Source organism: Streptomyces flavotricini, assembly GCF_020639365.1.
GTDB lineage: Bacteria > Actinomycetota > Actinomycetes > Streptomycetales > Streptomycetaceae > Streptomyces > Streptomyces flavotricini.
Window position 1 is genome coordinate 8,450,546 of the sequence record NZ_JAINUL010000001.1, and the last position, 14,176, is coordinate 8,464,721.

The following is a 14,176-nucleotide window of genomic DNA, read 5'->3' on the forward strand; positions in this document are numbered from 1 at the left end:
CTAGTGCTGTGACCGGGAAGGTTTGCCGGGTTGTTCCTGGTGCTGGTTGGACATGAGTTCTCCAAGCAGCGTGGGGAGGCGTGATGGCGAAACCGGTCCGGGTTCGCGGGCTGACGGAGCAGGAGGGCCAGAAACTCCAGCACATCGTCCGGCGGGGCAGCACGAGTTCGGTGCGGTTTCGGCGGGCGATGATGCTGCTGGCTTCGGCCGGCGGCAGTACGGTCCCGGTCATAGCCCGCCTGGTCCAGGCGGACGAGGACACCGTCCGCGACGTGATCCACACGTTCAACGAGATCGGGCTCGCATGCCTGAACCCTCGGTGGGCGGGAGGCCGTCCCCGCCTTCTCGATCGTGACGACGAGGACTTCGTCGTCCAGACGGCCGCCACTCGTCCGACCGTGCTGGGCAAGCCCTTCACCCGCTGGTCGATCCGAAAGCTCGCCGATCACCTGCGCAGGAACACTGCCCGGCCCGTCCGGATCGGCCGGGAGGCACTGCGGTGCTTACTGGCCCGCCGCGGGATCTCCTTCCAGCGCACGAAGACCTGGAAGGAGTCCCCGGATGAGGCCTTCGACGCGAAGCTCGCCCGCATCGAGTACGCGATCAACGAGCGGCCGGACCGCACGTTCGCGTTCGACGAGTTCGGGCCTTTGGGGATCCGCCCCACCGCCGGCTCCTGCTGGGCCGAGCAGACCCGGCCCGACCGCCTGCCGGCCACCTATCGGCGCACCCACGGCGTCACCTACTTCCACGGCTGCTACTCGGTCGGCGACGACCAGATGTGGGGGATCAACCGGCGCCGCAAAGGCATCGACCACACCTGGACCGCGTTGAGAACGATCCGTGCCGCCCGCCCGGACGGCGCCCCGATCTACGTGATCCTCGACAACCTCTCCGCCCACCTCAACTGGAAAATCCGCAGGTGGGCGGCTCGCAACAAGGTCGAGCTGTGCTTCACCCCGACCTACGCCTCCTGGGCCAACCCGATCGAAGCCCACTTCGGACCGCTACGGCAGTTCACCCTGGCCAACTCGAACCACCCCAACCACACCGTCCAGACCCGGGCCCTGCACGCCTACCTGCGCTGGCGCAACACGAACGCACGCCACCCCGACGTCCTTGCCGCCCAACGACGCGAACGCGCCCGCATCCGCAGCGAGAAAGGCATCCGCTGGGGCGGCAGACCCCTACCCTCCGCGGCCTGACCGCTCAACCCGGCGAACCTTCCCGGTCACAGCACTAGGCGAGCATGGGTCGCCGAACAGGACTGGCTGACCCTGGAGCGATTACCCGCCTACGCTCCGGAGCTGAACCCGGTGGAACTGCTGTGGTCCTCACTCAAGAAACGCGAACTCGCCAACCTCGCCGGCGACCACCTCGCAGACGTAGCCGACGCCACCGAACACGGCATCCACCACAACCCACAACTGCCATGGTCCTTCCTCACCCACACCGGACTCACCATCCACCCACCACACCCACCGAACTTACGAAAAGATCAGTAGTGCCGAGACGATCAGTCGCGTTGAGTCTCGCGGGAGGCCGGATGTCCGCTTCTGCGGGAGTTTCAGCGGGTGATGCGCCTGGTCGACCGATTTCCCCGATCGAAACGGGCTTACTGGAGGGGGCCGTAGGCGATGTGAAGGCGGCCGGGGCTCCCGCTGATGGCCGGCTCCGACATCGTCCTCGGACCGGGGGTGGCGCTGAATCCGCTCCAGGCGGTGCCTTGGACGTGTTGAGATGGACATGTGAGTCCAGGCCCCGGACTGCGCAGTACAGGATGCCGCCGAGGACGCCCAGGGCCGGGGCGCTGTCGGACATTCCGCCCAGGTTCGATGCCGCGGACCAGGCGCTGCCGTCGTGACTCAGCACGTAGGTCTTGCCGTCGAAGCCGACGCAGGCGAGGTAGAGCTTGCCTCCGGAGGCGGCCAGTGGCGGAGCGTAGAACGTCTTCAGGCCCCCGACTCGCACGAGGTTGCTCCACGTGGTGCCGGTGAGCCAGGAGAGGTGGACGTTGGCGTCGCCGTGCTGGCCGTGGCCGTGGATCGCGCAGTGCAGTACCCCGGGCCGGCTGGCCAGAGCCGGGGCGGCCGAGCCGTACGCGGGAGCGTGACGGCCTGGCCCCAGCTGCCGGAATGGTTGGCGGTGACGTGCACCCGTTTCTGCGGGTCGCAGGTGCCCACATGCAAGGAGCCTTCATGCACGGCCAGGGCCGGCGGGGTCCCGGTCCAGACGTTGGGCTCGTATCCGTAACCTTGCCAGACGCCACCGCTGAACTTGCCGATGTGAGTGCCGGAGTTCAGGCTCCGGGACGCGACGTAGAGGTCGTCGTTGAAGAACGCCATCGAGTGCCCTGCGTCGGTGACCCCGGCGGCCGTGGCTGGGGCGCCCCAGTTGCCGTTCAGGGGGAGAGGGCCTTGATTTCGCCGGGTGCGTCGGCCGACGGCGGGTTGCCGACCCACTTGAGGTGGCGGAGGTGGCAGCCCTCGCTGCCACCTCCGAATCGCCAGCCGGTGCTCGCGCCGGCCGCCAGCAGGCGCAACGCGGCCTGGTCGAAGACGAGGGTGCGCTGCTGGACCAGGCCGTCGGCGTTCTTGAACAGGTCGATCAGCCAGGCGACCATCGCGGCCAGTTCGGCGTACTGGAGCATCTGGCCGTACTCGGGCACCGCGTCGAAGGAGGGGCTGAGGTGACACGCTCAGAACGCCGGTTGGGCCGACGCAGGCGCAAGCTGCGGAGTCGGTGCCGGGCCCGGCCGCACTCGGGCCGGTGTGGCGTACGAGCAGAAGTTATGGACAGGTGTTGGTGTCTGTCTGTTGTCGGGCGTCCGGGGTGGTGTGGCCGCTGGCGGTGAAGATGCGGTCGAGGTGGTGGCGGAGTACGGCGATGGCTGAGTCTGGTGTCCGTTGGGCGACGAGGATGCTGGTGCCCATGGTCGCGGTCATGGCGAGCAGGCTGATGGCCTCGGTGCGTGCGTCGGCGCCGGGATCGGCCAGGCCTGCCGCCTGGGCTCCTGCGAGCAGGCCGGTGAGGGTGTTCTCGGCCGCGTCGGGGTTGTCGATGAAGGGCTGGGCGGCGAGGGCTCCGTCGGTGACGGACAGGATCGAGTAGGAGCTGTACAGGAGGTGGAAGGTGCGGCTCTCCTGGTCGGTCGGCAGGGAGGCGAGCAGCAGCGCCTCGATGGCCGCGCGCGGGCCCGGGTTCGGGCCGACGGCGGCGAGACGGGAGCCCACGCGGGCGGTGAAGCGGTCGGTCAGGTGTTGGAGGCCGTAGAAGAGCAGCTTCTCCTTGGTCTCGAAGTAGTACTGCACGAGCCGGAGGGATACGCCGGCCTCGGCGGCCACGTCGCGCATGCCGACGGCGTGCAGCCCTCGCCGCCCGGCGACTTGGATGAGCGCTTCGGCGATCTGTGTGCGCCGTTCCTCGTGGTCCACGCGCTTTGGCATCAGTGCTGTCTCCGGCCGTGGGGTGGGTGGTTCAGGGGCTCGTCCGGTTCGGTCCGAAATCTGCATGGTACCGTCGTACCATAAATATGGTACGTTCGTATCACGAAGAGCGGATCTTCCTGGAGGTGCCCCGTGCCCGAGAACACGACCCGAGTACGCCGCGACATCGGCCACTACGTGAGCGACGAACTGCGCGATCGGTACTTCGCCGCCTGCGACGTCCTCTACGCGAAGGGAGCGCCCATCCGCTCCGAGACGGACGTCGAGACCAGCTTCGGCACCACCCACGTCTACCGGTACGGCCCCGCCGACCCTGCAGCCGAGTCACGCACACCCGTGGTCCTCATACACGGTTCGGGAGGCTGCTCCGCCCAGTGGTATCCCAACACCGTCGCCCTCAGCGCCGAGCGCCCCGTCTACGCTCTCGACACTCCCGGCGACCCCGGCCGCAGCGTCCAGTGCGAACCGATGTGGCAGCCCGAGCGCGCGGCGCAGTGGATGGACGAGGCCCTCGACGCGCTGGGCCTCGACAAGGTCCACCTGGTCGGCTCCTCGTACGGTGGCTGGCTGGTCATCAACCAGGCCCACCTTCGGCCCGGGCGGCTCGCCTCGGTCACCGCCCTCGACCCGGGCGGCCTGGAGAAGGTCGGCCTGCGCTTCTTCGTCTGGATCTTCGCCAGCCTCTTCGCCACCTACGCCCCCAAGGCGTGGCGCCCCCGCCTCGCCAAGTGGCTGGAGCAGCCGGTAATCGTCGTCCCCGAGCTCCGCGCGATGATCCAGGCCAGCGTGAAGGCCTTCCGGATCCGCCGCCCCGCGCCGCTGCCGCTGTCGGACGCGGAACTGGGCTCCATCCGGACGCCGTTCTACCTGATCATGGGCAAGCGCAGCCTGCTCGTACACCCCAAGCGGCAGCTGGAACGCGTACCGCGCCTGATCCCCGGCGCCCGCGCCGAGATCGTCGCCGCGACCGGCCACGGCCCACAGATCGACCACCCCAACCTGGTCAACGCCCGGATGCTGAGTTTCATGGACGACATCGACTCCCTCGATCCTGCGGCGGCACGGGGCGCCACGGGCGCGTAGCCGCGAGGGCCGCAGTCGCGAACTGTCCAACAGTGCACAACAGAAGTTCGACGGGCACCGGACCGTGCTCCGGGTCACGGACGAGACGGTGGTGTTGTACGCGCGCTCGGGCCGTGTGGTGACCGCTCTGTGGATGGACCTGGCCCTGGCGGCGCAGCGGAGCTTGCGGCCGGGGACGGTGCTGGACGGCGAGGCGGTGATCTGGCGCAAGGGTGCGCTGGATTCCTCGGCCGTGCAGGCGCGGGCCGCCTCGACCTCGGCGAGGGCCCGCGCTGTGGAGGCTGGCCTGCAATCCCTCGGCCTGCTCGACGACTGCGGCGAGGAGAGCGTCGCAACGGGCGCTGCGCATCTCCTTCAGGGCTGTGTCCCCGGGAATGGCCCGCCACACCCCGCCAAGCCGGTCCAGTGCCTGCGCCTTCCACACGTCGCGGAAGCGCGGCCAGACCCCGGGCGGCAGGCAGTTGCCGGGGCGGGCGCCGGTCGGCCAGGTGTGTCGGCAGCAGCATGTTCGCGCTGCGCAGGTAGTCCGTCTCGGCCTTGTAGGAGATCGCCACGGCGGTGGTGCGCGCTCCGTGGTCGGAACGTTGTCCACGCGCCGGGCAGCTGCACCGGCAGCGTCGCCCTGGGCGCTCAGTTCGGCGATCGCCCGATGCCAGCGGCTACTCACCGGCTGCCCCCTTCCGTGCCTGTGCGGGTAGCAGCCCCACGTGGCCACCCGCACGGTCGGACATGCCATACTCCCCAGCCCCGTCCCGCCGCCGTGCAGTGCGCGCTGAACGGCGGCTTCGCCGACGACGTCGGCCACCGGAGCCTGCCGTAGCGGCGACCGGGGAAATCGGCTGCGGCCCGGCGGCGTTCGTCCCTTACCCTCGCGACCATGCGCAACTCGACGATCCGTGCGGTCAACCGGCTCACCGCACGCTGGGCCGAACAAGCCGTCGCCGACGACACCGGCACGGTCCTCACGGCCGTGGGGGTCTGGCCCCTGCTCGCCCTCCTGGCCGACGGCGCGGCCGGCCCCGCCCGCGGGGAACTCTCCGAAGCCCTCGGCATATCCGCCGACTCGGCGGCCGCGGCCGCACGCGAACTCCTCGCCGACCTGGCCGGCGTACGGGGCCTCCAGACGGCCACGGGGCTGTGGGCCCTGCAGGAGCTGCCCCTGGAGCAGCGGTGGCTGGACGCGCTCCCGAACGGCGCGCACGGGCTGCTGACCGGCGACCCCGACACCGACGCCAAGACCCTGGACGCCTGGGCCGCCGAACGCACGGGCGGCCTGGTCGAGCGGATGCCGGTCGACTTCCCGCCGCCCCCCGCGCACACCCAGCTGGTGCTCGCCTCGGCGCTGGCCCAGCGGCTGCGCTGGATCCAGCCGTTCCGCTCCGGGACCGTCGAGCCGTCCGAAGGCCCCTGGGCCGGACGGGGCCTCACCGCGCTGCGCCGCAGCACCACCCTCCTGGACCGGGTCCGCGTGGCGCAGACCCCGGCGGGTCCGGTCACGGTGCTCGAGGTGGTCGGCGACGGCGGCGTGGACGTCCACCTGGTGCTGGGCGCACCCGGTGCGTCGCCGCGCCGGGTGCTGTCCGCAGGGGTGGACGTGGTGACCCGCGCGCTCGCGGCCACCGGCGCGAGCCTGCTGCCCGAGGGGAACCCGGGTCCCGGCCTGCGCATCGGGACAGTCCTGTCTCCGGATCCGGAGCCGTATCTCCACATCCAGACGACGGCTTTCGACGTGACCGCCGAGCACGATCTCCTCGACCATCGCGGCCTGTTCGGCCTCGCCTCCGCCTCGGACACCGGCGCCGGCCACTTCCCGGGGATCAGCCCCCGCCCCCTGGCCGTGGGCTCGGCACGCCAGTCGGTGCTGGCCCGCTTCCATGCCGAGGGCTTCGAGGCCGCGGCCGTGACGGCCGTCGCGGCGTGCGTCGGCGCGGCCGCACCGCCCCGGTTCCGCTACCGCACCCGGCAGGCCGAGGTCTGCTTCGACCGCCCCTTCGGCTTCCTCGCCGTCCACCGCACCTCCCGCCTGGTGCTCGCAGCGGGCTGGGTCACCGATCCCCTGCCGTACGAGGAGCCCGAGTACCCCGAGTACGAGGAGTGGCAGAAGCGGGCCGAGGAAGAGGCAGCGGACGCCGAGTGGGAGGCGGAGCAGCGGGCCTCGGCGGAGCGGGCGGAGCAAGCGCAGTGAGCGTCGCCGAGGGCCCCGGCGCGCCGGAGGAGAGGCCGGGCCTGCGCATCCGGCGGAGGGCCGAAGACGATGTCGAGGCGTGCCTGCGCGTCCTCGCGGAGGTCCACCGGCACGACGGCTACCCTCTCAACTGGCCTGTGCAGCCCGGCGCCTGGCTGTCGGACGGCCCCCTGCTCGGCTCCTGGGTGGCCGAGCTCGACGGCCGCCCCGTCGGGCACATCGGCCTGTCGCACGCGGCCGCGGGCGATTCGGCCCCCGCCCTGTGGAGCGGGCGGACCGGCGCGCCACCGGAGGCGGCCGCCGTGGTCACCCGGCTGTTCGTCTCTCCCGGCGCCAGGGGGCACTCCCTCGGCGCCCTGCTGGTCGGGCGGGCAGTGGAGGAAGCACAGCGGCACGGACTGCATCCGGTGCTCGACGTCCTGTCCGGCGATGCCGCCGCGGCAGCCCTGTACGAGCGGCTGGGCTGGGAGCTGATGGACACCGTCGAACAGCAGTGGAGTCCGCAGCAGACGGTGTACGTCCGGTGCTATGCCGCCCCGCTCGCCGCCCGGTGGGCCTCGGCCAGCGCCCTCGTTTCGCAGAAGGACGGGACGCGGCCGGTGCCGCCGCGGCCCGACACCCGGCACCGGCACGTGGTGTACGCCGGCCAGGGAGCCGCGCCTTCCGGGGGTCAGGGGGAGTACTAGCTGTCGGCCAAGGGGATCCGGTACGCGGCCGACTGATCACCAGACGGTGACATCATCCGGCCGTAGGGCCGACTCATCCTGCCTGCCGGAATGCGACCAAGATCGGCCGGACAGGTTCCAGCCGCCGCCGACCCCGGACGCACGTGGAACGGCATACGGTTTCGCGTGGTGGCCTGGGGTTCGCGAGGCGTCTTGGACGGGTGGTGCTGCGCAGGGGTCACGCTCTGGCGTGAACACCTTGACGGACGTACGAGCGGGTTTCAGGTTCGCGCGGGCCCGGTGGCCTTGGGTGGGCAGGCGAGGCGTGATCCGAGGCGGGACCGCATGTCGCCTGCGGCTGCGCGTACCTCGTCGGAGCGGGTCTCTTCCTCGAACGCGCCGAGCAGCATCATGATCGCCGTGGCTTCGTCGCCCGTGAGCAGTTTCAGGCGGGTGTCGGTCACCGCGTCCAGGAGCACGCTCAGGAAGTCTTCGTCGTCCATGTCCATGTCCATGTCCATGTCCATGTCCATGTCGGGTTCAACGCCGTGCCGCGGCCACGGGTCACCGCGGCCGTACCCGCCTGCGGTAGCGGGGCCTGGCATTCCCTCCGGGGCCTGCTTCTCAACGCCTCGCTGCCCCTCTCGTCCCCCCCGTTACCTTCTTCGTGGCTCCGCAATGGGGCTACCGGCCTTCGGGTCCGGCATGACTTCCCCCCCCTTGTTGCAGTTAATGATCCGGGGGGTGGTGTCACCGGTCCCGGAGGCATCGACAGACCGCTGATGAGGGGCTTGAGCACCGGCTTCACCCGGGCCGGAAGAGCTCTCCGTAACGTGGGTGTGGCAGCTCGGTGCCGAGGCAAGGCCGGACGAAAGCGTGATGGAGGGGCCTGCACGTGATCGACACCGGCGACATCGACGTCTTCCTCGGCCTGGACGTCGGCAAGGGCGAACACCACGCCACCGCCGTCACCCCAGCCGGGAAGAAGGCCTTCGATAAGCGGTTACCCAATACCGAGTCCAAGCTCCGCGAGCTGTTCGCCAAGCTGCAGGCCAAGCACGGAAGGGTGCTGGTCGTGGTCGACCAGCCGGCCTCGATCGGCGCCCTGCCGCTGGCCGTCGCGAGGGACATGGGCTGCCCGGTCGCCTACATGCCCGGCCTGACGATGCGGCGGATCGCCGACCTCTACCCGGGCGAGGCCAAGACCGATGCGAAGGACGCGTTCATCATCGCGGACGCGGCCCGGGCGATGCCTCACACGCTGCGGGCGATCGACGGCGAGGACGAGACGATCGCCGAGCTGGAGATGATCGTCGGGTTCGACGACGACCTGGCCAGCGAAGCAACCCGGGTCGCCAACCGGCTCCACGGCCTGCTCACGCAGATCCATCCGTCGTTGGAGCGGGTACTGGGGCCGCGATTGCAGCACCCAGCCGTCCTGGCCCTGCTGGAGCGGTTCGGGTCACCGGCCCAGATCCGCAAGGCAGGCCGGCGCCGTCTGGTCACGCTGTTACGGCCCAAGGCCCCGAGGATGGCCGAGCGGCTGGTCGAGGACATCTTCATCGCGCTGGACGAGCAGACCGTCACCGTTCCGGGCACCGAGGCGGCCACGCTGATCGTCCCGAGCCTGGCCGGATCCCTGGCCGCCGTCCTTGACCAGCGGAAACTCCTGGCCGGGCGGATCGAAGAACTCCTGGAGGCCCACCCTCTTTCGAAGGTCCTGAGGTCGATGCCGGGAGTCGGCGTCAGGACCGGAGCCCGCATCCTCATCGAGGTCGGGGACGGCAGCACCTTCCCGACCGCCGGCCACCTCGCCGCCTACGCCGGACTCGCCCCCGCGACCCGCAGTTCCGGGTCCTCGATCCGCGGCGAACAAACCTCCAGGAGAGGAAACAAGCAGCTCAAACGAGCCTTCTTCCTCTCCGCGTTCGCCGCCCTCGGCGACCCGGCTTCGCGGATCTACTACGACAAGAAGATCGCCCAAGGGAAGCACCACACCCAGGCACTGCTCTGCCTCGCTCGGCGCCGGGCCGATGTCCTCTTCGCCATGCTCCGCGACGGAACCTTCTACGAACCCCGGCCAACCTCAGCCGGCTGATCTTCAGCGACAGCCTCGCCGCACACGGGGCAGTCCCGCTCGTCGACCGAGTCCAACACGACCGGATGACTGCAAAAGTCGCACGGCCGCATACCCTCGCCCGCCGACTTCCGAACAGGCACGTCATCACTCATGACAGCCACACTGCCACCCGACCACCTTGACCAAAGACATAGGGGCACCCCCCGGAGCGGCGGCCCCGTCTCTGCCCTGGGGTGGTCAGCGCTCGTTGCCGTCCGGTGCGCTCCGCACCAGGCGGCAGGTGGAGGTGCAGGCCGCCCGGTGGCGGGGCCACTGTGGTTCTCACAACGGTGAGCGAAGTCGTGGCAGCGGCACAGGACTAGATCGTCGCGTTCGCGCGTCTCGAAGCCGGGGCCACGCGTGCTCACCACCACCGGCCCGGAGGTGAGGGCTGTCACCTCCAGTGGCGGCCCTGCGCCGTGCTTCTCGGTTCCCCGTGACTGGGCAGGTGCAACGGCGTGCGTTGTTGGGCTGCCGGGGTGTGGGCGCCGTCGCGGGCGGGGCAGGGTGGCAGACGGGAACGTGTCGGAGGGTGGTGTGCTGGTGGAGTGGGACTGGTGGTCGGTGGAGTTCGGGGACGCGCACGCGGGCGCCGTAGGGGTTCTCGTCGGTGGTGGTGAGCCGGGGCCGGTGTACTTCGATGTCGGGAGCGGTCCGGACGTGCCGTCGACCTCCCACTGGTCGGCCTACGACGGCCGGCACCGGCGGCCACGCGCCGAGGCCCTGAGGGCGGGATGCGCGTGTTGATGGCGCGGCGCCGCGGAGTACCCGCTGGACTGGGACGCGATGGGCGACCAGCCCCTGGACGAGACGGCTGTAGACCTCACCGCCCCGCTCGCGGACTGGAACGCGCACATCTCCCTCGTCCGCGACAAGGCGGCACCGCTGCCCGAGCCGCTGGCCGCCCTCCTGGTCGAGATAGCCGAACAGTCGACCGCCACCGGCCGCGGATGCGCCGCTGGCCGCGCTGCGCGCCGTGAGGGTGTTGTAGCGGATCGCCGACCGTATCGGGTGGGAGGCCGCCGGCGCGTTGAGTGACGCCGACGTGTCCGTGGAAGAGGTGGCCGCCGGTCTGGGGACCACCTGGTGCTGTCGGCCGGGTATCGGCCGCCGTCACACGTCGCCGACACGCAGCCGGGCCGACAGCACTCGTCTACCCGTCCGCCGGCGTCTGTTCTCCCCGGTATGTGCGGCGCACTGCACGTGAGCGTGAGCGCCCCACGAATACTCTGCGCGCCCTACCGGTGACCGCCGGTGGTGGAAATGATGAGCGCACCGCACATGAATCAGGTGATCCGCACCCCCTGTCCCTCGGCCAGGTGGACATGCGACAGAAGGAGCTCACGGTGTTGCTTCTCATCTCCCCGGACAGCGTCGAGGAAGCCCTCGATTGCGCGAAGGCGGCGCAGCACCTCGACATCGTCGATGTCAAGAAGCCCGACGAGGGCTCGCTGGGCGCCAACTTCCCCTGGGTCATCCGGGAGATCCGTGACGCGGTGCCGGCGGACAAGCCCGTGTCCGCCACCGTGGGTGATGTCCCGTACAAGCCCGGCACGGTGGCGCAGGCCGCACTCGGCGCTGTCGTCTCCGGCGCCACGTACATCAAGGTCGGCCTCTACGGATGCACGACGCCCGATCAGGGCATCGAGGTCATGCGTGCGGTCGTCCGAGCGGTGAAGGATCACCGCCCCGACGCGCTTGTCGTCGCCTCCGGCTACGCCGACGCCCACCGCATCGGCTGCGTCAACCCGCTCGCCGTGCCCGACATCGCCGCCCGCTCCGGTGCCGACGCGGCCATGCTCGACACCGCCATCAAGGACGGGACGCGGCTGTTCGACCACGTTCCTCCGGAGGTCTGTGCCGAGTTCGTACGGCTGGCCCACACCTCTCGTCTGCTCGCGGCTCTCGCGGGCAGTGTCACGCAGGCCGACCTCGGCCCGCTGACCCGCATGGGTACGGACATCGTGGGCGTGCGGGGAGCGGTCTGCGAGGGCGGCGACCGCAACGCCGGGCGGATTCAGCCGCATCTGGTGGCCGCCTTCCGGGCGGAGATGGACCGGCATGCCCGGGAGCACGCCGTCGGCGTTCCCGCCGTGAACTGACGTCCGGCATGCCGACGCCTGAGGTGGGCAGCGTCTCCGGACGCAAGGCCGTACGTTTCCCGGTCGTCGACCCGGCCACCGGGGAGACTTTCGACGAGGCCCCCGACCAGCAGCCGGGGGAGCTGGACGACGTGGTCGCGCGCGCCCAGCGAGCCTGGCACGGCTGGCGCGCCGACCCCGCCGCCCGCACCGCCGCGTTGCGCGGCGCGGCCGACGCCGTGGAGACGGCCGGCGACGACCTCGCCCGGTTGCTCACCCGGGAACAGGGCAAGCCCCTGGCCGAGTCGTACGCGGAAGTCGCCCGTACCGCGGCACGGCTGCGCTACTTCGCCGACCTGGCCCCCCGGACCCGCAGGATCGACGACGGCAGGCCCGTACACAGCGAGGTCCGCTGGCGACCCGTCGGGCCCGTCGCCGCGATCGTGCCGTGGAACTTTCCCCTCCAGCTCGCGGCGGCGAAGTTCGCGCCCGCGCTCGCGGCGGGCAACACCGTGGTCCTCAAACCGTCGCCGTTCACTCCGCTCGCCACCCGGATGCTCGGCTCCGTCCTCGCCACAGCCCTGCCCGAGGACGTGCTGACCGTCGTCACGGGCCGCGAACCCCTCGGTGCCCGCCTCGCGTCCCACCCGGGCATCCGTCACGTCACCTTCACGGGTTCGGTGCCGACCGGGCGGGCCGTCGCCGGAGCGGCGGCGGCCTCGCTCGCCCGGGTCACCCTGGAGTTGGGCGGCAACGACGCCGCCGTCCTGCTGGACGACGTCGACGTGGACCGGATCGCGGACCGGCTGTTCTGGGCGGCGTTCCGCAACTGCGGGCAGGTCTGCATGGCGGTCAAACGCGTCTACGTCCCGGCCCGGCTCCACGCCGAGGTCGTCGAAGCCCTGGTCCAGCGCGCGAAGACCGTCGCCGTCGGGCCCGGCCTCGACTCCGGAACCCGGCTGGGGCCGGTCAACAACGCCCGGCAGCTGGCCCGGGTGGAACAGCTCACGGAGCAGGCCCTGGCGGACGGCGGCCGGGCGGCGTGGGGCGGCCACCGGCTGGACGGGCCGGGGTACTTCTTCGCTCCCACGATCCTCACCGACGTCCCGCCCGGCAGTCCGGTGGTGACCGAGGAACAGTTCGGACCGGTTCTGCCTGTGCTGCCGTACCGGAGCCTCGACGAAGCCGTCGACGCGGCCAACAGCACCGGCTTCGGCCTTGGCGGCTCCGTATGGGGCACCGATCTCGACCGGGCCGAGGCGGTGGCCGACCGGCTCGAATGCGGCACGGCCTGGATCAACCACCATGCCGAACTGTCCCTCGCCCAACCCTTCGCAGGGGTCAAGGACAGCGGAGTCGGCGTCGCGGGCGGACCGTGGGGGCTCTACGGCAACCTCCGGCCGTTCGTCGTCCACCGCCCGCAGGAGGTGTGACGATGAGGTTCCAGGCGGCCGTACTGCACTCGTACAAGGACCCGTTCACGGTCGAGGAGGTGACCCTGCGGACGGAACCCGCCGCCGGCGAGATCCTGGTCGAGATCGCAGGCACCGGGATGTGCCGGACCGATCTTGCGGTCCGGCGATCCGCCGGCCGCAGCCCCCTGCCGGCCGTCCTGGGCCACGAGGGCGCCGGGGTCGTGGTGCGGACGGGCAGCGGCCCTGACAGCACGATCAACGTGGGTGACCACGTGGTGCTGAGCTTCGACTCCTGCGGACACTGCCGGAACTGCCGCGGCGCGGCCCCCGCCTACTGCGACTCCTTCGCCTCCCTCAACCTCTTCGGAGGACGCGAGGAGGAACCGCCGCGGCTCACGGACACGACCGGGAAAGCGCTGGCCCCCCGTTGGTTCGGCCAGTCCTCGTTCGCAGAGTACGCGCTCGTCCCGGCCCGCAACGCCGTCCGGGTCGACCCCGCACTCCCGATCGAACTGCTCGGGCCCCTCGGATGCGGCTTTCTCACCGGCGCCGGAGCCGTACTGAACACCTTCGGCGCAGGCCCCGGCGACACCCTGACGGTCCTCGGCGCCGGAGCCGTGGGCCTGGCCGCGGTGATGGCGGCCACCGCCGCCGGCGCACTGACCGTGGCCGTCGACCGGCATCCCCAACGGCTCGCCCTGGCCGAACGCTTCGGCGCGATCTCACTGCCCGCCGGAACAGCCGGACTGCCCGAACGGATCCGACAGCTGACCGACGGCGGCGCACAGTACGCGCTGGACACCACGGCCTCGGCCCCGCTCATCAACAACGCGCTCCAAGCACTGCGCCCCACCGGCAGCCTCGGTCTGGTGGCACGTCTCCACACCGCGCTGCCGCTCGAACCCGGCACGCTCGACCGAGGCCGCAGCATCCGCCACATCTGCGAAGGGGACGCCGTACCCGGGCTACTGATACCCCGGCTGACCGGGCTCTGGCAGGCCGGCCGCTTCCCCTTCGAGCAGCTGATCCGCACCTACCCGCTGGCCGACATCAACGAGGCCGAACGCGACTGCGACGCCGGCCGCGTGGTCAAACCCGTCCTGCTCCCGGAAAGAACAAGCCGATGAGCGAGGCACGCGGCACCGCGGACCCATCTCATCCGACGAGCAGACACCTCGTACT

General features: G+C 70.9%; 12 protein-coding genes and 1 pseudogene. 10 read left to right on the top strand and 3 right to left on the bottom strand.

What is annotated here, in order from left to right; genetic code table 11:
* The first annotated feature begins 83 nt into the window (after positions 1-83).
* Together K7B10_RS38830 and K7B10_RS38835 are read left to right on the top strand one after the other, a co-directional pair.
* Positions 84-1,205, top strand: coding sequence for an IS630 family transposase (locus K7B10_RS38830; RefSeq protein WP_229344297.1), 1,122 nt, complete (start codon positions 84-86; stop codon positions 1,203-1,205).
* Between the two features lie 72 nt (positions 1,206-1,277).
* On the top strand, positions 1,278-1,505 hold the full coding sequence (locus K7B10_RS38835) for a transposase (RefSeq protein WP_229345723.1): 228 nt from the start codon (positions 1,278-1,280) through the stop codon (positions 1,503-1,505).
* An 896-nt stretch (positions 1,506-2,401) separates the two neighbouring features.
* On the opposite strand, the gene K7B10_RS38840 is transcribed toward K7B10_RS38835, so the two are convergent.
* Both K7B10_RS38840 and K7B10_RS38845 read right to left on the bottom strand, forming a co-directional pair.
* Entirely contained in the window at positions 2,402-2,668 is a 267-nt protein-coding gene (locus tag K7B10_RS38840; RefSeq protein WP_229344299.1) for a hypothetical protein, read from the bottom strand.
* Positions 2,669-2,789: 121 nt separating this feature from the next.
* Complete coding sequence (locus K7B10_RS38845; RefSeq protein WP_229344301.1) at positions 2,790-3,446, bottom strand: TetR/AcrR family transcriptional regulator; 657 nt, start codon at positions 3,444-3,446, stop codon at positions 2,790-2,792.
* A gap of 132 nt (positions 3,447-3,578) precedes the next feature.
* Here K7B10_RS38845 and K7B10_RS38850 point away from each other — a divergent pair, with 132 nt between their 5' ends.
* From K7B10_RS38850 to K7B10_RS38860, 4 genes and pseudogenes are all read left to right on the top strand, one after another.
* On the top strand, positions 3,579-4,529 hold the full coding sequence (locus K7B10_RS38850) for an alpha/beta fold hydrolase (protein WP_229344303.1): 951 nt from the start codon (positions 3,579-3,581) through the stop codon (positions 4,527-4,529).
* Positions 4,530-4,551: 22 nt separating this feature from the next.
* Entirely contained in the window at positions 4,552-5,349 is a 798-nt protein-coding gene (locus tag K7B10_RS41745; protein WP_372481583.1) for an ATP-dependent DNA ligase, read from the top strand.
* Positions 5,350-5,406: 57 nt separating this feature from the next.
* Positions 5,407-6,714, top strand: coding sequence for a serpin family protein (locus K7B10_RS38855; RefSeq protein WP_229344305.1), 1,308 nt, complete (start codon positions 5,407-5,409; stop codon positions 6,712-6,714).
* 83 nt (positions 6,715-6,797) lie between these two features.
* Positions 6,798-7,253, top strand: a pseudogene (locus K7B10_RS38860) (GNAT family N-acetyltransferase); the annotation flags it as partial.
* Between the two features lie 407 nt (positions 7,254-7,660).
* Here K7B10_RS38860 and K7B10_RS38865 read toward each other — a convergent pair.
* Complete coding sequence (locus K7B10_RS38865; RefSeq protein WP_229344307.1) at positions 7,661-7,912, bottom strand: hypothetical protein; 252 nt, start codon at positions 7,910-7,912, stop codon at positions 7,661-7,663.
* A gap of 362 nt (positions 7,913-8,274) precedes the next feature.
* On the opposite strand from K7B10_RS38865, the gene K7B10_RS38870 reads away from it, so the two are divergent.
* From K7B10_RS38870 to K7B10_RS38885, 4 genes are all read left to right on the top strand, one after another.
* Positions 8,275-9,477 (top strand): IS110 family RNA-guided transposase, encoded by a 1,203-nt coding sequence (locus K7B10_RS38870; protein ID WP_372481517.1) that lies wholly within the window; start codon positions 8,275-8,277, stop codon positions 9,475-9,477.
* A gap of 1,367 nt (positions 9,478-10,844) precedes the next feature.
* Positions 10,845-11,600: a (5-formylfuran-3-yl)methyl phosphate synthase gene (locus K7B10_RS38875; protein ID WP_229344308.1), complete on the top strand. Its 756-nt coding sequence runs from the start codon at positions 10,845-10,847 to the stop codon at positions 11,598-11,600.
* Positions 11,601-11,608: 8 nt separating this feature from the next.
* On the top strand, positions 11,609-13,012 hold the full coding sequence (locus K7B10_RS38880; protein WP_229344310.1) for an aldehyde dehydrogenase family protein: 1,404 nt from the start codon (positions 11,609-11,611) through the stop codon (positions 13,010-13,012).
* Positions 13,013-13,014: 2 nt separating this feature from the next.
* On the top strand, positions 13,015-14,121 hold the full coding sequence (locus K7B10_RS38885; RefSeq protein ID WP_229344312.1) for an NAD(P)-dependent alcohol dehydrogenase: 1,107 nt from the start codon (positions 13,015-13,017) through the stop codon (positions 14,119-14,121).
* Positions 14,122-14,176 lie beyond the last annotated feature (55 nt).